This window comes from Methylobacterium sp. J-001 (genome assembly GCF_022829565.1).
In the GTDB taxonomy this organism is placed as follows: Bacteria; Pseudomonadota; Alphaproteobacteria; order Rhizobiales; family Beijerinckiaceae; genus Methylobacterium.
The window spans coordinates 15,715-32,582 of the sequence record NZ_JAKSYN010000210.1; the positions used below are offsets into that span (position 1 = coordinate 15,715).

20 protein-coding genes are annotated in these 16,868 nt (G+C 69.8%); 12 read left to right on the forward strand and 8 right to left on the reverse strand.

What is annotated here, in order from left to right:
• Nucleotides 1-72 precede the first annotated feature (72 nt).
• Both MKK65_RS27450 and MKK65_RS27455 read left to right on the forward strand, forming a co-directional pair.
• Nucleotides 73-345 carry a prevent-host-death protein gene (locus MKK65_RS27450; RefSeq protein WP_243961310.1) on the forward strand — a complete coding sequence of 91 codons (273 nt, stop codon included), beginning with the start codon at nt 73-75 and terminating at the stop codon, nt 343-345.
• Nucleotides 342-743, forward strand: coding sequence for a type II toxin-antitoxin system VapC family toxin (locus MKK65_RS27455; RefSeq protein WP_243961312.1), 402 nt, complete (start codon nt 342-344; stop codon nt 741-743). The genes MKK65_RS27450 and MKK65_RS27455 overlap by 4 nt, the downstream gene beginning before the upstream one ends.
• A gap of 11 nt (nt 744-754) precedes the next feature.
• On the opposite strand, the gene MKK65_RS27460 is transcribed toward MKK65_RS27455, so the two are convergent.
• Together MKK65_RS27460 and MKK65_RS27465 are read right to left on the reverse strand one after the other, a co-directional pair.
• A complete protein-coding gene (locus tag MKK65_RS27460; protein ID WP_243961314.1) occupies nt 755-1,501 on the reverse strand; it encodes a TerB family tellurite resistance protein in 747 nt (248 codons plus the stop codon).
• 156 nt (nt 1,502-1,657) lie between these two features.
• Nucleotides 1,658-1,927 carry a hypothetical protein gene (locus MKK65_RS27465; protein WP_007560631.1) on the reverse strand — a complete coding sequence of 90 codons (270 nt, stop codon included), beginning with the start codon at nt 1,925-1,927 and terminating at the stop codon, nt 1,658-1,660.
• A 209-nt stretch (nt 1,928-2,136) separates the two neighbouring features.
• Between MKK65_RS27465 and MKK65_RS27470 the strand changes: the two genes are divergently transcribed.
• Together MKK65_RS27470 and MKK65_RS27475 are read left to right on the forward strand one after the other, a co-directional pair.
• The gene (locus MKK65_RS27470; protein WP_243961316.1) at nt 2,137-2,772 is read left to right on the forward strand and encodes an urease accessory protein UreE; all 636 of its coding nucleotides are present in this window, start codon (nt 2,137-2,139) and stop codon (nt 2,770-2,772) included.
• Between the two features lie 440 nt (nt 2,773-3,212).
• Nucleotides 3,213-4,016, forward strand: coding sequence for an outer membrane protein (locus tag MKK65_RS27475; RefSeq protein WP_243961318.1), 804 nt, complete (start codon nt 3,213-3,215; stop codon nt 4,014-4,016).
• Between the two features lie 284 nt (nt 4,017-4,300).
• On the opposite strand, the gene MKK65_RS27480 is transcribed toward MKK65_RS27475, so the two are convergent.
• Nucleotides 4,301-4,522 (reverse strand): hypothetical protein, encoded by a 222-nt coding sequence (locus MKK65_RS27480; protein ID WP_243961320.1) that lies wholly within the window; start codon nt 4,520-4,522, stop codon nt 4,301-4,303.
• A 453-nt stretch (nt 4,523-4,975) separates the two neighbouring features.
• Between MKK65_RS27480 and MKK65_RS27485 the strand changes: the two genes are divergently transcribed.
• Nucleotides 4,976-5,851: an SDR family oxidoreductase gene (locus MKK65_RS27485; RefSeq protein WP_243961321.1), complete on the forward strand. Its 876-nt coding sequence runs from the start codon at nt 4,976-4,978 to the stop codon at nt 5,849-5,851.
• Between the two features lie 183 nt (nt 5,852-6,034).
• The gene (gene dusA / locus MKK65_RS27490) at nt 6,035-7,066 is read left to right on the forward strand and encodes a tRNA dihydrouridine(20/20a) synthase DusA (RefSeq protein WP_279597001.1); all 1,032 of its coding nucleotides are present in this window, start codon (nt 6,035-6,037) and stop codon (nt 7,064-7,066) included.
• A gap of 12 nt (nt 7,067-7,078) precedes the next feature.
• Here the strand turns inward: dusA and MKK65_RS27495 are convergent, their stop codons facing one another.
• Genes MKK65_RS27495 through cobS form a run of 3 tightly spaced genes read right to left on the reverse strand, consistent with a single transcriptional unit; the run spans nt 7,079 to nt 8,857 of the window.
• The gene (locus MKK65_RS27495; RefSeq protein WP_243961322.1) at nt 7,079-7,771 is read right to left on the reverse strand and encodes a TIGR02281 family clan AA aspartic protease; all 693 of its coding nucleotides are present in this window, start codon (nt 7,769-7,771) and stop codon (nt 7,079-7,081) included.
• Nucleotides 7,768-7,980, reverse strand: coding sequence for a DUF1289 domain-containing protein (locus MKK65_RS27500; protein ID WP_243961323.1), 213 nt, complete (start codon nt 7,978-7,980; stop codon nt 7,768-7,770). The genes MKK65_RS27495 and MKK65_RS27500 overlap by 4 nt, the downstream gene beginning before the upstream one ends.
• Nucleotides 7,981-8,032: 52 nt before the next feature.
• Nucleotides 8,033-8,857 (reverse strand): adenosylcobinamide-GDP ribazoletransferase, encoded by an 825-nt coding sequence (cobS, locus tag MKK65_RS27505; protein ID WP_243961324.1) that lies wholly within the window; start codon nt 8,855-8,857, stop codon nt 8,033-8,035.
• A gap of 142 nt (nt 8,858-8,999) precedes the next feature.
• Here cobS and cobT point away from each other — a divergent pair, with 142 nt between their 5' ends.
• The 3 genes from cobT (at nt 9,000) to queC (ending at nt 11,354) form a co-directional block, all read left to right on the forward strand.
• Entirely contained in the window at nt 9,000-10,037 is a 1,038-nt protein-coding gene (cobT, locus tag MKK65_RS27510; RefSeq protein WP_243961325.1) for a nicotinate-nucleotide--dimethylbenzimidazole phosphoribosyltransferase, read from the forward strand.
• 233 nt (nt 10,038-10,270) lie between these two features.
• Nucleotides 10,271-10,627 (forward strand): 6-carboxytetrahydropterin synthase QueD, encoded by a 357-nt coding sequence (gene queD / locus MKK65_RS27515; protein ID WP_007560611.1) that lies wholly within the window; start codon nt 10,271-10,273, stop codon nt 10,625-10,627.
• Nucleotides 10,617-11,354 carry a 7-cyano-7-deazaguanine synthase QueC gene (gene queC, locus MKK65_RS27520; protein ID WP_243961326.1) on the forward strand — a complete coding sequence of 246 codons (738 nt, stop codon included), beginning with the start codon at nt 10,617-10,619 and terminating at the stop codon, nt 11,352-11,354. The genes queD and queC overlap by 11 nt, the downstream gene beginning before the upstream one ends.
• A 448-nt stretch (nt 11,355-11,802) precedes the next feature.
• Here the strand turns inward: queC and MKK65_RS27525 are convergent, their stop codons facing one another.
• Nucleotides 11,803-12,762 carry a helix-turn-helix domain-containing protein gene (locus MKK65_RS27525; protein WP_243961409.1) on the reverse strand — a complete coding sequence of 320 codons (960 nt, stop codon included), beginning with the start codon at nt 12,760-12,762 and terminating at the stop codon, nt 11,803-11,805.
• A 589-nt stretch (nt 12,763-13,351) separates the two neighbouring features.
• Nucleotides 13,352-13,915: a TetR/AcrR family transcriptional regulator gene (locus MKK65_RS27530; RefSeq protein ID WP_243961328.1), complete on the reverse strand. Its 564-nt coding sequence runs from the start codon at nt 13,913-13,915 to the stop codon at nt 13,352-13,354.
• Nucleotides 13,916-14,123: 208 nt separating this feature from the next.
• Between MKK65_RS27530 and MKK65_RS27535 the strand changes: the two genes are divergently transcribed.
• From MKK65_RS27535 to MKK65_RS27545, 3 genes are read left to right on the forward strand one after another with little or no spacing between them, the layout of a single operon-like run.
• Nucleotides 14,124-15,095: a quinoprotein relay system zinc metallohydrolase 2 gene (locus MKK65_RS27535; protein WP_243961330.1), complete on the forward strand. Its 972-nt coding sequence runs from the start codon at nt 14,124-14,126 to the stop codon at nt 15,093-15,095.
• A gap of 41 nt (nt 15,096-15,136) precedes the next feature.
• Nucleotides 15,137-15,955 (forward strand): quinoprotein dehydrogenase-associated SoxYZ-like carrier, encoded by an 819-nt coding sequence (locus MKK65_RS27540; RefSeq protein ID WP_243961332.1) that lies wholly within the window; start codon nt 15,137-15,139, stop codon nt 15,953-15,955.
• A gap of 2 nt (nt 15,956-15,957) precedes the next feature.
• Nucleotides 15,958-16,554: a rhodanese-like domain-containing protein gene (locus tag MKK65_RS27545; protein ID WP_243961333.1), complete on the forward strand. Its 597-nt coding sequence runs from the start codon at nt 15,958-15,960 to the stop codon at nt 16,552-16,554.
• Nucleotides 16,555-16,868: the final 314 nt, after the last annotated feature.

Consider the following 16,868-nt stretch of genomic DNA (forward strand, 5'->3'; position numbering starts at 1 on the left):
GGATCGCGCGGACGCGTCATTGACGGCGTTCGGACGATGCGCCCACATGCAGGGCAACAGCGGAGGTCGACGATGGCCGGCCCGGTACGGGACAAGGCGGCGCCCCGGCGCATCGGCGTCAAGACGTTTCGCGGCAACCTCGACGCTTTCCTGCGCGAGGCCCGGGACGGCAACACGTTCCTGGTCACGGCGCGCGGCGAGGTCTTTGCCGAGATTCGACCGCCCGCTGAAGCGATTCGGGCAGCCCGGACGCCCGGGACGCTCCGCGGCCGGATCCGCATGGCCCACGATTTCGACACCCTCCCGCCGGAGGTGCTAGCGTCGATGCAGGGCGAGGAGCCGTGAGGCTCCTGCTCGACACGCACGCGCTTCTCTGGTGGCTCGGTGACAGCGACGCTCTTGGGCACCAAGCGCGTGCACTGATCGCGGATCCCGGCAACGACGTGCTGGTCAGCGTCGCCACGCTCTGGGAAATCGTCGTCAAGGTCCGGATCGGCAAGCTGCAGGCCGATATCGCGGAGATCGATGCAGCCCTCGTGCAGGACCAGTTCGTCCGATTGGACATTCAACCAGCACATCTTGCGGTGCTCAGCAGCCTGCCGAAGCACCCCGATCATCGCGATCCGTTCGATCACCTGCTCGTCGCGCGGGCGATCAGTGAAGACGCGACGTTCGTCTCCGAGGATCGGCATGCCCCCCGGTATCCGGTGCGGCTCGTCACCTGCTCCGACCCTGCGGCCTGAGGTGCTCACCGCTACCCGCGCTCCTGCACGATCCGGTCATAAGCGGCGTTGATGGCCGCCAGCCTCTTTGTGGCGATCGTCACCGCCTCGGCCGGGAGGCCCCGGGCGAGCGCCCGGTCGGGATGGTGCTCGGCCACCAGCGCCCGGTGGCGCGCCTTCACGGCCGCCTCGTCGGCGTCGCGGTCGAGCCCGAGCACTGCGTAGGGGTCGTCCGGCAGCCGCACGTGCCGAGCCGCGATGCGTTGGAAGGCGGTCTCGTCGAAGCCGAAGATCCCCGACACGGCGCGCAGGTAGCGCTCCTCGGCCTCGTGGAGGGCCCCATCGGCGCCGGCGATCTGGAACAGGCCGTCGAGTACATCCTCGAGGAGGGCAGGCTCGTCGCCGAAGGTCGCCGCGAGTTGGCGGGCATAGGCTTCGAAGCCGCTGGTTGTTTTCTTCGCCAGATCGAACAGGCGCTCGACGCCAGCCCGCGCCGAGTCTTCGACGTGAACGACCCGGCCGAACGCCTCGACCTCGGAGGGCAGCACGACGCCGTCGGACTTGGCCATCTTGGCGGCGAGGGCCACCAGCCCGGTCGTGAACACCACGTCGCGGGGCGTCGGCCCGAAGGGTGCGCCGATTCGGTCGACCAGAAAATGGCCGGCGACGCCGCCGATCAGCGCCCCGAGGGGACCGCCGACGGCGAGCCCGAGCCCGGCACCCCCGAGCTTGCCCCAGGGCCCCTGAGGCTTGCCCTGCGGCTTGGCCTCCTGGCTCATGGGCGGGGCGATCCCGAACGGGATCGTGGACTCGGTGCGATCATGGTCGACGGCTTTGCGTCCCGCGCCGGGGACGCGCCCGGCCGGGGGCCGGGATAGCCGCTCCTCAGGCGGCGCGGAAGGGCCGGGACGCGCCCGGCCCCCGCTCTGGGCGCTTTAGCGGCAGTAGATGTTGCCGTAGGCGTCGCGGTAGGTGCCGTAGGGGCAGCGCGGCGCGGTCGAGGCGCCCACGATGGCGCCGCCGGCGCCGCCGATCGCGGCACCCGCCAGCGCGCCGCCCGCCCGGCCCGTGGCGGCGGCGCCAATGGCCGCACCGGTGAGCGCGCCGAGGCCGGCGCCGCCCAGAGCCCGGTCCTCCGGGGTGTTGCAAGCGCCCAGCGACAGGGCGGCGATGGTGGCGAGGGCGGCTGCGGTCAGCTTCTTCATGGTCCCCTGATCTCCCTTGTGCATCCGGTCCGGCCGTCGGCCGTGATCGTCGCGGATCGCGGTGAGCTTAGCAGCAATGCAATGCCTGCCATACGGCTAAGGTTCCACACGCGGCGACGGAGTTGCACCTGCTTCCCGTCTCGCCCTATGCCACCGCTCCAGAGGCGGCGCTCCGGCCGGGGCGCCGCGGCGCCAGCCCCGAGGGTCCCATGTCGAGAGCCACCACGATCGTCCGCCGGGCCGCGGTTCGCCCCGACCGCGTCGCCGACACGGTGAGCCTCGATCACGCCGCCCGGGCGGCGGCCTCCGGATCCCTGGTGGCGGAGGGCGGCCTCGGGTTCGATGTGGCGCTCGTCAAGGCCGCCGCGCTGGAGGATGGCGATGCCCTGCGTCTGGAGGACGGCCGCCTCGTGGCGGTACGGGCCGCCCCGGAGGACCTCCTGGAGATCCGCGCCGAGAACCCGGCCCGGCTGACCCGCCTGGCCTGGCAGCTCGGCGGCAATCACGTCCCCGCCGAGATCGCCGCCGACGTGCTCTACGTCCCGGCCTCGCCGGCCAATGCCGAGCTCATCCGTGGGCAGGGCTGCACGGCGAGCCCGGTCTCGCGCCCCTTCCGGCCCGAGCGCGCGGCGAACGACCACAGCACCTGCGGGCACGACCACAGCCACGACCATCACGGGCATGATCACGGGCACGCGCACCAGGATCACGGGCACGGGCACGACCATGGTCACGATCACGCCGATCACGGCCATGACCACGCCGAGGCCCACGACCATGGCAAGAGCCACGACCATGGGCATCCCGGGCACGTCCACGGCCCCGGCTGCAACCACGACCATTAGAAGCCAGCCAGCCGGCCGGACCGGCTCCCACGGCGTCCGGGCTCCCGCGCGAAGCCCCCGCCGTCCCGGCGCGCACGCAGCGCCCGTGGCCGGCACGATTCCCGGGTTGAGAGATCGCCGGATCGCTGCGCGGCGCCCGATGACGCGGCGGGAGGATGGCGCGCCGCGATCGTCCCGGTTTCGCCCCCCGCCTCGGCAGGCCGCGAATTCTCCCGCCGAAGACCAGCCGCGACGAGCCTTCGGATCGCCCAAAATACCGGGGTGTCAAATAAAGATGATCTGATATTTTGATCGATTAAATATTCGAACCGAGCTTTTGCAGATACGACATCATCAACTCATCACCTTATCCAGATCACCAAGTGATGCCTTAATATCACAGACTCTGCGCTAAGCTTTCGATACGACGCCCAGGAATTCATTTCTTGGACCACCATTCCATGCGTAAGATCATTGCGTCCCTGACAGCCTTTACGGCGCTCACCACCGCCGCTGCCGCAGCAGATCTGCCCCGCCGCGCGTATACGCCCCCGCCGCCGCCCGTTCCGGTCTTCTCCTGGGCCGGGGCGTATTTCGGCATCAACGCCGGTTACATCACCACGACCAAGGACAGCGTGACGACGGCCGGCGTGTTCCCGGGCAACACCGGCGTCCGGGCCGGCAACCGTCCGGCCGCGCTGGGCCTGCCGCGGGACGGATTCACCGGCGGCGGCCAGCTCGGCTACAATTTCCAGTTCACGCCGGGCTCGGGCTTCGTCGCCGGCGCCGAGGTCGATCTGGCCTATACCGACCTGAACCGCACCCGCAGCACAACCGGGCGCCTCGGCGGGATCAGCACCTTCCGGCAGATGGGCGACTCCCTCGGGACCGTGCGCGGGCGCGTCGGCTACGCCTTCGACCGCACCCTCGTCTACGCCACCGGCGGCTTCGCCTATGGGGCCGAGACGTATCGCGGCGTCTTCCAGACGGCAGCCGCCCAGCCGAGCTTCTACGGCAGCAGCTCGCGCGTCGAGACCGGCTACGCGGCCGGCGGCGGCATCGAGTTCGCGCTGCCCACCGAATCCGTGTTCAACGTCTTCCACTCCAACGCGGTGACCCTGAAGGGCGAGGCGCTGTACTACGATCTCGGCCGCCGCACCGTCTCGCTGGTGGCGGTCGGACCGGGCGTCGGCGCCTACGCCGCCCGCTTCCGGAACGAGGGCGTGCTCGGCCGCTTCGGCTTGAACTACAAGTTCGGCAGCTAGAGCCTTCGCGGAAGCCTGGTCGATCCAGGTTTTCCGGTCCGAGCGGCTGGCGCGATGCGCGAGCCATCAAGGGCTTCGCCTGAGATCGTCGCGATCGCTGGTGGGCTCTTCGGGGACCGACGGACCGTCGATCGTTCGGCCCTCGCGCATTCCGCGGGGCGATGCGGCGCGGGTTCGCCCGCGCCGTCCGTTTGCCGATCCCTCGGCCGCGGCATTCCCCGCCCGATCAAGCTGGGCCCGGTCGAAGGCCGCCCCAGGAGCCATCTCCCGGGCTTTTCCATTCTTCAGAGCCGCTTCGGCACCGGCCGCCGGCAATAGGCGCGGGCCTCCGTCTCCGCCAGGCCGTCCTGGGCCGTCACGCATTGGTCGAGGGTCAGCCCGATGCTGGCCGCGTAGGGCTCGTTCGGCGACAGGGCGGCGCGGGCGAGGCTGGCCAAGTAGAACAGGAACGCGGCCGCCGCGACGAGCAGCGCGGCCACGAGGGCACGGTTCAGTATCCGCTTCAATCCCGGCCTCGCCGGAGGACCGTGCGGCCTCACGGGAAGCCCACGAGCAGCTGCGCCAGCGCGAGGAGCACCAGCCCCGCGCAGATCAGCACGAGGGCGGTGCGATCGAAGCCGCTCCGGCGCATGGCGGTCCGGCCTAACACGCGCGGCGCGGCGGGACGCTCACTGGAGCAGGCCCCACAAGCCTGTGGCCAAGCCACAGGTGAGTGACACCAGCGCGGCGCCGAGCAGCGCGCGATCGATGCGGCGCGCGACCCGATCCTCCTGTTGAAATTCGACCATGGCGCGCCTCCCTCGAACCGGAGACTGGCGGTCGCCTGTTGCTACCCTGTGTCGTGGTGCCGGCGCGAAACCGCCGCAGAAGAAGGCGGGGATGCGCCCGGCGCGGCGGCACGGCGCAGGAACACCCCGGGCGGCCCCCCGTTGGACGCGTATCCCAACGCGAGACCCCGCATGACCACCGATCCGCTGCACAAATACCCGCGCCCGCCGTTCGAGGCACAGCCTCAGAGCTTTCCCGGCAAGACCGGCCAGATGGCGCCCGAGCCCGATCACGGCGAGAACAGCTACAAGGGCTCCGGCAAGCTCACCGGCCAAGTCGCCCTGATCACCGGGGGCGACAGCGGCATCGGCCGTGCGGTGGCGATCGCCTACGCCCGCGAGGGCGCCGACGTCGCGATCTCGTACCTGCCCGAGGAGCAGGCGGATGCCGAGGCCGTGAGCGGCTGGATCGAGAAGGCGGGCCGGCGCGCGCTGCTGCTGCCGGGCGACCTCAAGGACCCGGCCTACGGCCGCTCGATCGTCGCCCGCACCGTCGAGACCTTCGGCCGCCTCGATGTGCTGGTGAACAACGGCGCGTTCCAGCAGCCGAACCAGGGCTTGGACTCCGTCGAAGACACCATCTTCGAGGACCATTTCCGCACCAACGTGTTCGGCCCGTTCTACGTGACCAAGGCGGCCTTGGCCCATCTGAAGCCCGGCGCCTCGGTGATCTTCACCTCCTCGGTGAATTCCAAGCATCCGATGCCGTCCCTCATGGCCTACAGCGCCACCAAGGGCGCGCTCAGCAACATGGTGCTGAGCCTCTCGCAGCTCTTGGCTGAGAAGGGGATCCGGGTGAACGGCGTGCTGCCCGGCCCGATCTGGACCCCGTTCATCCCGTCCGGGATGAGCCAGGATTCGGTCAAATCCTTCGGCGACCAGGTGCCGTTCGGCCGCCCGGGCCAGCCGGCCGAGCTCGCCTCCGCCTACGTGATGCTGGCTTCCGAGGATAGCAGCTACACGTCCGGCGCGCTGATCACCGTGGCCGGCGCGATGCCGGTGTTCTGATCGCGGACCGCACCCGCGTCCTGCATCGGGGGACACCGCCAGACGCCTCACGGGGCGGTGTCCCACATCCGCGCACTTTTCGCAGCTCGCCCGTCCATGGTATCGACAGAGCCTCCTCCCTGAACCGCCGGATGACATCGGCCGCGCCCCCAGGCGCGGTGCGCCTGCGGGATACGGGTCAGCATGGATCTGGCACACGTGACGGCGGCTGAGACTTGCGGCACACTTCCGGGTTGGCGGTTCTCCGTCGCCCCGATGATGGACTGGACCGATCGGCATTGCCGCGCCTTCCACCGCACCCTGTCGGCGCGGGCGCGGCTTTATACCGAGATGGTCACCACCGGCGCGGTGCTGCACGGGCCGCGCGAGCGGCTGCTCGGTTTCTCGACGCTGGAGCATCCGGTGGCGGTGCAGCTCGGCGGGTCGGACCCGGCCGAGCTGGCGCAGGCCGCGCGCATCGCCGCGGATTTCGGCTACGCCGAGATCAATCTCAATGTCGGATGCCCCTCCGACCGGGTGCAGGACGGCCGCTTCGGCGCCTGCCTGATGCGCGAGCCCGCCCTGGTCGGTGATTGCGTGGCCGCCCTCAAGGCCGCCGTGTCCGTGCCGGTGACCGTGAAGTGCCGGATCGGTGTCGACGACCAGGATCCCGAGGCGGCCCTCGACGCGCTTGCCGACGCGGTCGTGGCCGCCGGGGTGGACGGGCTGATCGTCCATGCCCGCAAGGCTTGGCTCCAGGGCCTGTCGCCCAAGGAGAACCGTGACGTGCCGCCCCTCGATTACGGCCGCGCCACGCGGCTGAAGCAGCGGCTCGGCGCCCTGCCGGTGGCGGTGAATGGCGGATTACGTGATCTCGCGGCCGCGCAGGCGCGCCTGGCCGAGGTCGACGGTGTGATGGTCGGTCGCGCCGCCTATACCGAGCCGGCTTTGCTGCTCGGTGTCGATCCGGAGCTGTTCGGCGTGGCCCCGCCGGTGCCCGACGCCTTCGCGGCCGTGGAGGCGTTCGAGCCTTACGTCGCCGCCGCCCTGGCGCGCGGCGAGCGCCTGCACGCAATCACCCGCCACATGCTCGGGCTGTTCAACGGCCGACCCGGCGCGCGCGCCTTCCGGCGCCATCTCTCGACCCACGGGATGCGGCCCGAGGCCGGCCTCCAGACCCTGCGGGACGCGGTGGCCACGGTCTCGCGCGCGGTGCCGGAGGCGCGGGCGGCGTGAGCTGCGCGCGCCTCAAGGCGGGCTCAAGATCAGCCGGTCGCCCCGGACCTCGTAGGCGGACAGGCGCGTCAGGAAGGTCTGGCCCAGCAGGTTGCCGGCGAGCGAGCCGGGCCGCGCCACCATGGCGTTCACCCGCCGCTCGGTGATCGTGCCGATGCGCAGCGAATCCAGCTGGATCGGCGCGGCATAGGCGAGGCCGTTGGCGGTGGAGACCCGGGCGGTGAAGTCGGCCGGCGCCGGATTGATGCCGAGAGCGGCCGCATTCTCGGCGGTCAGCACCACGCTGCTCGCCCCGGTATCGAACAGGAACGGCTGCACCCGGCCGTTGACCTCGGCCTCGACCCTAAAGTCGCCGTCCGCCCGGCGAGTGATCGTCACGGAGCCGCCGGGGCCGGACACCGCCGAGCCGGGCCGCAGATCGCCGAGTACCCGGGCACCGACGCCCTGGAACCGGTCGCGATAGCTGTAACCGATCACCAGGGCGAGCCCGATCAGCGCCCAGGCGAAGAGCGCGCGCAGGTTCGGGCCGAGTGCGGACCTGAATTGCCGCCAGTAACCGGCCACCACCAGGGCCAGAATGCCGCCGGTGGAGGCCAGGGCGGCGAGATGGTCGGGCTCGATCACGCCGCCGACGCTGTCGCTGCCGTCACTCAGGACCAGCACGGCCGTGACCAGCGCTATGGCGGCGAGCCCGAGATAGATCATAACGGCAGCGGCTCCTCCAAGGGCGCGAAGCCGGCCGCGCGCATCCGGTCCTGAAGCCCGGCCATGATGGCGCGGCGCCGCGCCTCCGGCAGCCCGCCCCAGGCGGCGATCTCGTCGCGGCTGCGCCCGCAACCGCGGCAGAGCCCGCTGGCGGCGTCGAGCACGCAGACCTTGGTGCAGGGGGAGGAGGGTTTGGGCGCGGGCGACATCGCCGATCCTTGGCCGAGGGATCGTGGCCCGATCAAGGCCCGGAATGCCGCATCACTCCGCCAGGGCCGCCACCAGGGCCAGCAGCGCCGCGATCTCGGACACCTGCTGGCAGGCGCCGATCACGTCGCCGGTCTGGCCGCCGATCTTGTTCCGGGCGAGCCGGGTGAGGGCGAGCGCCGCGAGGCCGGCGCACAGGATCATCAGCGCGACGCCGCGCAGCGGCAGGCCGAGGATCACGCCGCCGAGCGCCACCCCGAGACCGATCCCGAGGGCGATCCAGAGACTCGCCCGGTCCGGGCGGCCGACCGCGGCGGAGAGGCCGCCGGGCCGGGCCGGCGGCAGCAGCACCATCGGGGCGAGCGCGGCCAGCCGTGACAGGGCGGCGACCAGGATGAGCGCGGTCGCGGCCGCGTAGCCGGTGCGGTCGAGGAGGGTCGCCAGCGCACCGATGCGCAGCGCCAGCGCCAGGACCAGGGCCGCCCCGCCATAGGCGCCGATCCGGCTGTCGCGCATGATCTCGAGGCGGCGCTCGAGGGTAGCACCGCCGCCGAAGCCGTCGGCGACGTCGGCCAGGCCGTCCTCGTGGAGCGCGCCCGTGGCCAGGACCATGACGGCGACCGCCAGGGTCGCGGCCAGGAACGGCCCGAGCCCGATCCACCAGCCCACCGTCAGCGTCAGGGCGGCGGGGAGAGCGAGGATCAGGCCGGCGAGCGGCAGCATCCGGGGGAGGGCGGTGAAATCGGGGACCCGGTGCGGGTCCGGCTCACCGGGCAGTTGCGGCACGGGCAGGCGGGAGTAGAACCGCAGGCACCCGGCGAGGTCGTAGAGGGCGCCGCGCCCGGGCCAATCGGCTTCCCCGCCGGTCTGCCTGTCCATCGCGGCCTCTCGCCACCACCCGCCTCCGCGCCCCGGTGGGGCAAGCCGATCGCGAACGATCGGGCGGGGCAGGATCACTATAGTCGCCCCGATACGCCTTCGTCTCCCCGTTCGCGGGCGCCCACAGGAAATCATCGCCGCCATGACCGACGCCGCTCAAACAGATCCCAGCCCGTTCGACGATATCCGCAACCTGCTCAAGGCGATGCCGGGCCCCGACCGGGAGGCGCAGGAGGCGGTGGCCGCCCGGGACGCGACCCTGACCAAGCCGGCGGGATCGCTCGGACGGCTGGAAGACCTCGTGTCCTGGCTGGCGGCCTGGCAGGGCAAGGCGCCGCCGAGCCTCGACCGGCCGCTGGTCTGCGTCTTCGCCGGCAGCCACGGGGTGACGCGCAAGGGCGTCTCGGCCTTCCCGGACGCGGTCAACCGCCAGATGCTCGACAATTTCGCCGCCGGCGGGGCGGCGATCAACCAGATCTGTGCGGCCTACGGGCTCGGGTTCAAGGTGTTCGACCTCGCCCTCGACATGCCGACCGGCGACATCACCGAGGGCCCGGCGCTGGACGAGCGCGCCACCGTGGCGACCATGGCGTTCGGCATGGAGGCGGTGGCCGCCGGCACCGATTGCCTCGGCATCGGCGAGATGGGCATCGGCAACACCACCGTGGCGGCCGCCCTCTATGCCGCCCTGTTCGGCGGCGAGCCCGGCCACTGGGTCGGACGCGGCACCGGCGTGGATCAGGACGGCCTCGCCCGGAAGGTGGCGGCCGTGGAAGCGGCGCTCGCGCATCATGCCGGCCATCTCGGAGATCCGCTCCAGGTGCTCGCCCGCCTCGGCGGCCGCGAGATCGCCGCCATGGCGGGGGCGATCCTGGCCGCGCGCCTGCAGCGCATCCCGGTGGTGATCGACGGCTACGTCGCCACCGCGGCGGCGGCGCTTCTCCACGCCGCCGATCCGAGCGCGCTCGACCATTGCTTGGCCGGCCACGTCTCCGCGGAGGGCGTCCACGCGGAGGTCCTGGAGCGGCTCGGCCTGGTGCCGCTGCTGGCGCTCGGGATGCGGCTCGGCGAGGGCTCGGGCGCCGGCATGGCGATCGGCCTGCTCAAGGGCGCGCTCTCCTGCCACACCGGCATGGCGACCTTCGCGCAGGCGGGGGTTTCGGGCAAGAGCGGCGGGTAGGCGCACGAGGCGCGTTTCGGTGCTATGATCCGGGCGAACCGATAACGGATCCGTCGATCCCGCGTCCCTCCCACCAGAACACCTCATCCTGAGGTGGCGCAGCGAAGCGGAGCCCTCGAAGGAGGGCTTCAGGACTCGCGGCGGTCCCTGGAGGGCTCCTTCGAGGCCCGTCGATCTCCGATCGCCGGAAATCTCAGGATGAGGGCGCGGGTGGGATCGCTGCGACGAACATGATGAACATCACCCAAGCCTTCACCTTCGAGGCGGCCCACCGGCTGCCGAACGTGCCCGCGACGCATCGCTGCCACCGGATGCACGGGCATTCCTACCGGGTCGAGCTGACCGTCTCCGGGCCCGTGGATCCGCATACGGGCTGGGTGATCGACTTCTACGACATCGAGAGCATCTTCGGCCCGCTGCTGGCGCGGCTCGACCACCATTGCCTCAACGAGATCGAGGGGCTGGAGAACCCGACCGCGGAGAACATCGCGGCCTGGATCTGGCATCGCCTGCGGCCGGACCTGCCGGGCCTCGCCCGGGTGCGGGTCGCGGAGACGCCGATGTCCTGGGCCGAGTACGATGGCGACTGACAGCGGCGCGATCATCGGCGACCGCTCGGCGCTGGTGCTGTTCTCCGGCGGCCAGGATTCGGCCACCTGCCTCGCCTGGGCGCTCGACCGGTTCGACCATGTCGAGACCCTAGGGTTCGATTACGGCCAGCGCCACCGGGTCGAGCTCGAGCGCCGGGCGGTCCTGCGCGCCGGCATGGGCCGCATCGACCCGGCCTGGGCGACGCGCCTCGGTGAGGATCACACGGTCGCGCTCGACGCATTGGGCAAAATCTCCGAGACGGCGCTGACCCGGGATGCCGAGATCGGCTTCGCGGAATCGGGCCTGCCCAACACCTTCGTGCCCGGCCGCAACCTCGTCTTCCTGACCTTCGCGGCGGCGCTCGCCTATCGGCGCGGCATCCGCCACGTGGTCGGCGGCATGTGCGAGACCGACTATTCCGGCTATCCGGATTGCCGGGACGACACGATCAAGGCGCTGCAGGTCGCGCTGAACCTCGGCATGGAGCGCCGGTTCGTGCTGCACACGCCGCTGATGTGGCTCGACAAGGCGCAGACCTGGGGTCTCGCCGAGACCCTGGGAGGGCATCCGCTGGTCGAGCTGATCGTCGAGGACAGCCACACCTGCTATCTCGGCGAGCGCGGGGCGCGCCACGCCTGGGGCTATGGCTGCGGCACCTGCCCGGCCTGCCGGCTGCGGGCGGACGGGTTCGCGCGGTACGGCACGGGTGGTGGGATCGGGGCTTGACGCCCATCGACAGGTCGTGAGGTGGCTGATTCCGCCCCCTCACAGACCCTCGGGAAATCCGCCTCTCGGCAGCTGGATGGACGATGCCCTACAACCGCTGGAGGTGGTCTTTCGACTGTCTGCCTACGAGCGGCCATGCGTCGAAATGGACGTCGTTCCCCCTCCCGCTCATGACCGATGCCGAGCATACCGACGATTGTCCGGGCTTCCCAAAAGCAGCCATCAGAAGACGGATCCAAAGGGCACGCGCGGCCTGCTAAACGTAGCCTGTCATCCGGCACTACGAGCACGGTTGCGCATCGGCTCGGCCACTGATGAGATCGCGCGCTCCCCACCGTAACCAGATCGAAGCGCGTCCGAGCGGATCGCGACCTTACGGGAAAGACCGGGCAAGGAATGGGGACTACCGATCCGGGCGTTTGGTACGAAGCCTCGTCGAGGTGGCCGTCTACCGGGCGCTCACCAGGGCCGCGTGGCGATACTCGGTGGGAGCTGTGCCGAAACACGCTTTGAACCGGCGGGAGAAGTGGGCTTGGCTGGCGAACCCGCAGCCGTAAGCCAGGGTGCCGATTGGCAAGTGGACGTAGCCTGGATCAGCCAAGCGCTTGGCTGCGGCCTCGAGCCGGCGCTGCCAGATCCAGTCGGAGATGTGCTGGCCGCGCTCTTGGAACAGCTCCTGAAGCCGACGTAGCGACACCCCCACCGCCGCAGCGAGTTTCGGCGGATCGAGGGTCGGGTCGGCGAGGTTGGCCTCGACGAACGCTTTGGCGCGCTGGACGACGACGGTACCGTGCAGCGGCCTGGGTACCTCCTTGGCCATCTGCTCAGCGATGCTGGCCACGATCAGATCGACGCCGATCGAGGCCATGCGATCCGCACTGGCGGGTGAAAGCCCAGGGCCCACGCGGATCAATTCTCGGAAAAATGTTCGTGCCAGTGAGGTTGATGCAAGCTCCGCCCTTGCTGGGAGGGCCGTGTACAGCTGTGTCGGGCCGAGCACACGCTCTAAGTACTCCCGCGGTATATCCATCGATATGGCTTGTGAGCCTGCGCTCGTGGTTAGCACACCCGGCCGCTTATCCAGGATATAGAGATCGCCAGGACTCAGCACGGCTTCGCGACCGTCCTGTAAGCTGCTCGACGTGCCCGAGAGCTTGAACGCCGCCGTGACCATGCCTTCCCGGCCATGACGCCAGGCTCCGAACTTCCTGAACTCGGTGCGTAGAGCACTTTGCGACATGCGCAAGATATTGAGAGCACCAACAGTGCTGCTCTCCACCCTGGCCATAAACGGTTCATCATCGACTCGCTGCAGGTCAAGGTTTGCTTCCTGAGCGTCGAGCACGTCATGCCAGCGCTGGAAGCTGTCCCGTGGATGCAGGCCGTCAGTCGTAAATACCGGTTTCATCGCATCGACGTCAGCAACCGACTTGTCGGCAGACAAATACGCCCTCTAGCCGTAACAACCGATGATTGCAAGTCGCGAGAAATACACCTGAGATTGTTGAAACAGGTCGCGGTGCCGCTTGGGGAAATAATGTCCAATCGATCAAGTCTGACTGCTATTCGAGACTTCGCAGAACCATGAATTCGAACACGCATTCGTGAAGGTCGGTCAGGTGTATTCCTGGGTCGTGCGCGTCAGGTGGCAACGTCCGCTTCGATCCATCGCCACTCGGGAGCGGACAATCGCGAAGCTATCCCGATCCATCTATGGGCGGCGGCCGTCATATGACCGCTACTGGACAGTACCGATACATATTTGAATGCTTGACATGTGCTTGAAGCGGCACGTCCGCTTCGGGACGACAGGCTGGAGTCCGCTCCCCACCCTTCTCGGGCAGCACCAAAATCAAGCGGACTGCCTTCAGACCGTGCCGGAACACGACGGATCAGGAGCTTATCGGCGCGAGTGTGCCCGAGCCGATCGCAACCGAACTGTTAAGGGACGCCCCTCGGCGCGCGGATCGGCCACCGGGCAGAGGGCCGTTTCCGCCTCAGGCCTTGAGCCCCTCGACCAGTACGGCCAGCGTATCCGCGAAGGCCGCTGGGCTCGCGAACAACCGCTCCATCAGCAGCGCCCCCTCCAGGGTGGCGATGACGTAGCGGGCGAGCACTGCGGGTTCAGGTCCGGACCGTACGCTGCCGTCGGCCTGGCCCGCGCGCAGCACCGCCTCCAGCCAGGCGAGATGCCCTTCGAAGAACGTCGCGATGTCGCCGCGCAGGCGCTCCGGCAGGGCCTCGCCTTCGATGGCGAGCGCCGCGCACAGGCAGCCGAGCCCCTGCTCGACGCCGCCGAGATAGAGCTGTCCATAGGCCGCGATCCGCCCCGGGCCGTCCGGCACGTCCGCGCGGATCGCCGCCAGGGCGGTGTCGTAGCGGTCGGCATAGGCCGCCACCAGGGCGGCGCCGAGATCGACCTTGGTGGGGAAATGGTGATGGATGCTCGCCTTGCGGATGCCCACCGCCTCGGCGAGGTCGGCGTAGCTGAACCCGGCAAAGCCGCGCCCCCGGACCAGGGTCTCGGCCTGACTCAGCAGCTCGGCGCGGGTGTCTCGCATCGCTCGGACATCATCTCTCTGGGATCGCGCGAACGTGTGACCGCCCGGCGCCCGTTTCCCAACATGCCACTTGACCGCCCAAAGATCTACCTACTTAATGGTAGGCAATGAGAGGCCCTCCCAATCCGCCCGCTGCGGTCTCGTGCGCGGCGGAAAACGCCCGGCCATCGGTCGTTTCGGGAGAGGCTCACAACAGGGAGGTTCCGGCATGACGGCATCCGCCGTCCATCCAGGGGAAACCGCCGTCACCGGCCGGACCCTGTCGCGGCGTCACGCCCTGTTCGCCGGCCTCTGCCTGTGCTGCCTGCCGACCCTTGGCCGCGCCGCCGAATCCTTCACGCTCGAAGAGGTCGGCCCGGGCATCTTCGTGCGCAAGGGACTGATCGCCGACGCCACCGCCGACAATGCCGACGCCATCGCCAATATCGGCTTCCTCATCGGCCGGGACGGCGTGCTCGTCACCGAGACCGGCGGCAGCCTTGCGGACGGCCAATGGCTGAGGGCCGAGATCGCCAAGCGTACCGCGAAGCCGATCACCCATGTTGTGCTGACCCATGTCCACCCGGACCACGTCTTCGGGGCCGGGGCCTTCGTGCAGGACAGGCCGGTCTTCATCGGACACGCCAAGCTCGCGGAGGCGTTGGGCGCCCGGGGGGAGTTCTACCGCAAGCGCCTCGTCGAGCTGCTTGGCGAAGACCGCACCGGGCCGGTGGTCTATCCGACGATGAGCGTCGCCGACACCGCCGAGATCGACCTCGGCGACCGGCGCCTGACCTTCACGGCGCACGGGCCGGCCCATACCAGCTGCGACCTGTCGATGCGCGATTCCGGCAGCGGCCTGCTGTTCCCCGCCGACCTGCTGTTCGTGAACCGGATCCCGTCGCTGGACGGCAGCCTCAGGGGCTGGCTGAAGGAGATCGAGCGGCTGAAGGCCATGGGGGCGACACGGGCGGTGCCGGGCCACGGGCCGGTTGCGGTCGAGCTCGCCCCGGCACTCGCCGACCTCTCCGGCTACCTGACGGCTTTGCGCGACGGCACCCGCGCGGCGATCGCCAAGGATGTCCCGATCGAGAAGGCCGTGGCCAGCGTCGCCCAGGATCAGCGCGACAGATGGGCTTTGTTCGACACTTATAACGGCCGCAATGTCACCGTGGCCTATCAAGAACTTGAGTGGGAATAGACTTTCGAGCCTCCATATTAAAATCAAACGGGAGAAACGCCATGACGCTCAAGATTGCCCCGACGGCAGCGCTCGCCCTCATCCTCGCCACGACCGCCCTGGCGGGTCCCGCCCGGGCCGCCGGCGCTTCGGACACCGAACAGGAGCGGACCGCGCGCTGGCAGGAGATCGCCAAGTCGATCTTCGGCGACCGCACCATCGAAAAGACGGACAGCCTGGTGAAGATCGACGCGCCGGCACGGGCACTCGACGCCGCCCTGGTGCCGATCACCCTGACGATGCCCGAGGACGGGCAGATCAAGGCGGTCTCGCTGATCATCGACGACAACCCGGCGCCCTACGCCGCCCGGTTCGAGTTCGGCCCGGCCGCCGACCCGGCGGAGCTCAAGCTGCGGGTGCGGGTCAACAACTATACCGACATGCATGCGGTGGTGGAGACCCAGGACGGCAAGCTCTACGAAGCCAAGCAGTTCGTGAAGGCGTCCGGCGGCTGCTCGGCCCCGATGGGCATGAGCGACGAGGAGGCCATGAAGGGCATGGGCGACATGCGCATGAAGTTCGCCGAGACCCACCCGGGCAAGCCCGTGGAGGCGACGCTGATGATCCGCCACCCGAACTTTTCCGGGATGCAGATGAACCAGGTCACCCGCGACTACACGCCGGCCCGCTACATCGACAAGCTCACCGTCTCGGCGGGCGACAAGACGGTCTTCACCATGACGGGGGACATCTCGATCGCGTCGAACCCGGTGATCAACTTCGCCTTCAAGCCGGACGGCAAGCCGCTCCGGGTCGCGGCGAGCGACAATGCCGGCGGCAGCTGGCAGCACAGCTTCACCCCGCCGAGCCCGACGAACTGACCATGGCGCGCCTGATCCTGATCGGGCGGCTCGCGGCGGCGTTGGCCGCTCTCGGCTGCCTCGCCGCCGCCCCGGCCGATTCCCCCGTCAACGTGCCCGAGCCGGAGGGGCTCTATGCCGGCCCGCCCAAGGGCTACACCCCGCAGACGCTGAAAGGCGCCGCGGTGATCGACGCCGAAAAACTCGCCGCCCTGATGGCCGGGCCGGACAAGCCGGTGCTGATCGATGTGGCCGCACCGGACCGCAAGCCGTCGAACTTCCCCGCCGGCCGGCTCTGGCTGCCGGTGCATCCTTCGATCCCCGGCTCGGTCTGGTTGCCGGAAGCCGGGGCCGAGCCCCTGGCGGCGGAGCGTGAGGCCCTGTTCTACGCCCGGGTCGCCGAGCTGACCGGCGGCGACCGGGCCAAGCCCGTCGTGGTGTTCTGCCACGTCGAGTGCTGGGGCAGCTGGAACGCGGCCAAGCGTCTGGTCCGCAAGGGCTATACCGGCGTCCGCTGGTTCCCCGAGGGCGTCGAGGGCTGGCAGGAGACGCACGAGACCACGGCCCTGCGCGAGGATCCGGCGTGGAAGGCAGGGGGCGAGCCGCAGGCGGGACGCTGACCGGCGAAGCGGGGCGGTGTATGAGGGCCGCCGAACGAGATGGGGCGTGCCCCGTCTCCTGTATGGGCTGAGTGAAGCACGCGCGTTTCCCTCCCCCCTTTGCGGGGGAGGGTGGCCCGCGAAGCGGGTCGGGAGAGGGGAGCGACGGTGCAGAATACGGCTGTGGCTTTCATGCCCGCTCTGCTCAATGCGGAAGCCGGGCTCCCCTCTCCCGACCCGGCCTGACGGCCGGCCCACCCTCCCCCGCAGAGGGGGGAGGGAAAACCGTGGTGTTTCGGGCGCCATCCGCCGACCCCGATGAGCCCAAAGAGGTC

Excerpts from the sequence above, each read along its gene's own strand:
- MKK65_RS27450 (WP_243961310.1), top strand. The coding sequence starts at position 73 with ATGGCCGGCCCGGTACGGGACAAGGCGGCGCCCCGGCGCATCGGCGTC.
- MKK65_RS27460 (WP_243961314.1), bottom strand. The coding sequence starts at position 1,501 with ATGAGCCAGGAGGCCAAGCCGCAGGGCAAGCCTCAGGGGCCCTGGGGC.
- MKK65_RS27465 (WP_007560631.1), bottom strand. The coding sequence starts at position 1,927 with ATGAAGAAGCTGACCGCAGCCGCCCTCGCCACCATCGCCGCCCTGTCG.
- MKK65_RS27470 (WP_243961316.1), top strand. The coding sequence starts at position 2,137 with ATGTCGAGAGCCACCACGATCGTCCGCCGGGCCGCGGTTCGCCCCGAC.
- MKK65_RS27475 (WP_243961318.1), top strand. The coding sequence starts at position 3,213 with ATGCGTAAGATCATTGCGTCCCTGACAGCCTTTACGGCGCTCACCACC.
- MKK65_RS27485 (WP_243961321.1), top strand. The coding sequence starts at position 4,976 with ATGACCACCGATCCGCTGCACAAATACCCGCGCCCGCCGTTCGAGGCA.
- dusA (WP_279597001.1), top strand. The coding sequence starts at position 6,035 with ATGGATCTGGCACACGTGACGGCGGCTGAGACTTGCGGCACACTTCCG.
- MKK65_RS27495 (WP_243961322.1), bottom strand. The coding sequence starts at position 7,771 with ATGATCTATCTCGGGCTCGCCGCCATAGCGCTGGTCACGGCCGTGCTG.
- MKK65_RS27500 (WP_243961323.1), bottom strand. The coding sequence starts at position 7,980 with ATGTCGCCCGCGCCCAAACCCTCCTCCCCCTGCACCAAGGTCTGCGTG.
- cobS (WP_243961324.1), bottom strand. The coding sequence starts at position 8,857 with ATGGACAGGCAGACCGGCGGGGAAGCCGATTGGCCCGGGCGCGGCGCC.
- cobT (WP_243961325.1), top strand. The coding sequence starts at position 9,000 with ATGACCGACGCCGCTCAAACAGATCCCAGCCCGTTCGACGATATCCGC.
- queD (WP_007560611.1), top strand. The coding sequence starts at position 10,271 with ATGAACATCACCCAAGCCTTCACCTTCGAGGCGGCCCACCGGCTGCCG.
- queC (WP_243961326.1), top strand. The coding sequence starts at position 10,617 with ATGGCGACTGACAGCGGCGCGATCATCGGCGACCGCTCGGCGCTGGTG.
- MKK65_RS27525 (WP_243961409.1), bottom strand. The coding sequence starts at position 12,762 with ATGAAACCGGTATTTACGACTGACGGCCTGCATCCACGGGACAGCTTC.
- MKK65_RS27530 (WP_243961328.1), bottom strand. The coding sequence starts at position 13,915 with ATGCGAGACACCCGCGCCGAGCTGCTGAGTCAGGCCGAGACCCTGGTC.
- MKK65_RS27535 (WP_243961330.1), top strand. The coding sequence starts at position 14,124 with ATGACGGCATCCGCCGTCCATCCAGGGGAAACCGCCGTCACCGGCCGG.
- MKK65_RS27540 (WP_243961332.1), top strand. The coding sequence starts at position 15,137 with ATGACGCTCAAGATTGCCCCGACGGCAGCGCTCGCCCTCATCCTCGCC.
- MKK65_RS27545 (WP_243961333.1), top strand. The coding sequence starts at position 15,958 with ATGGCGCGCCTGATCCTGATCGGGCGGCTCGCGGCGGCGTTGGCCGCT.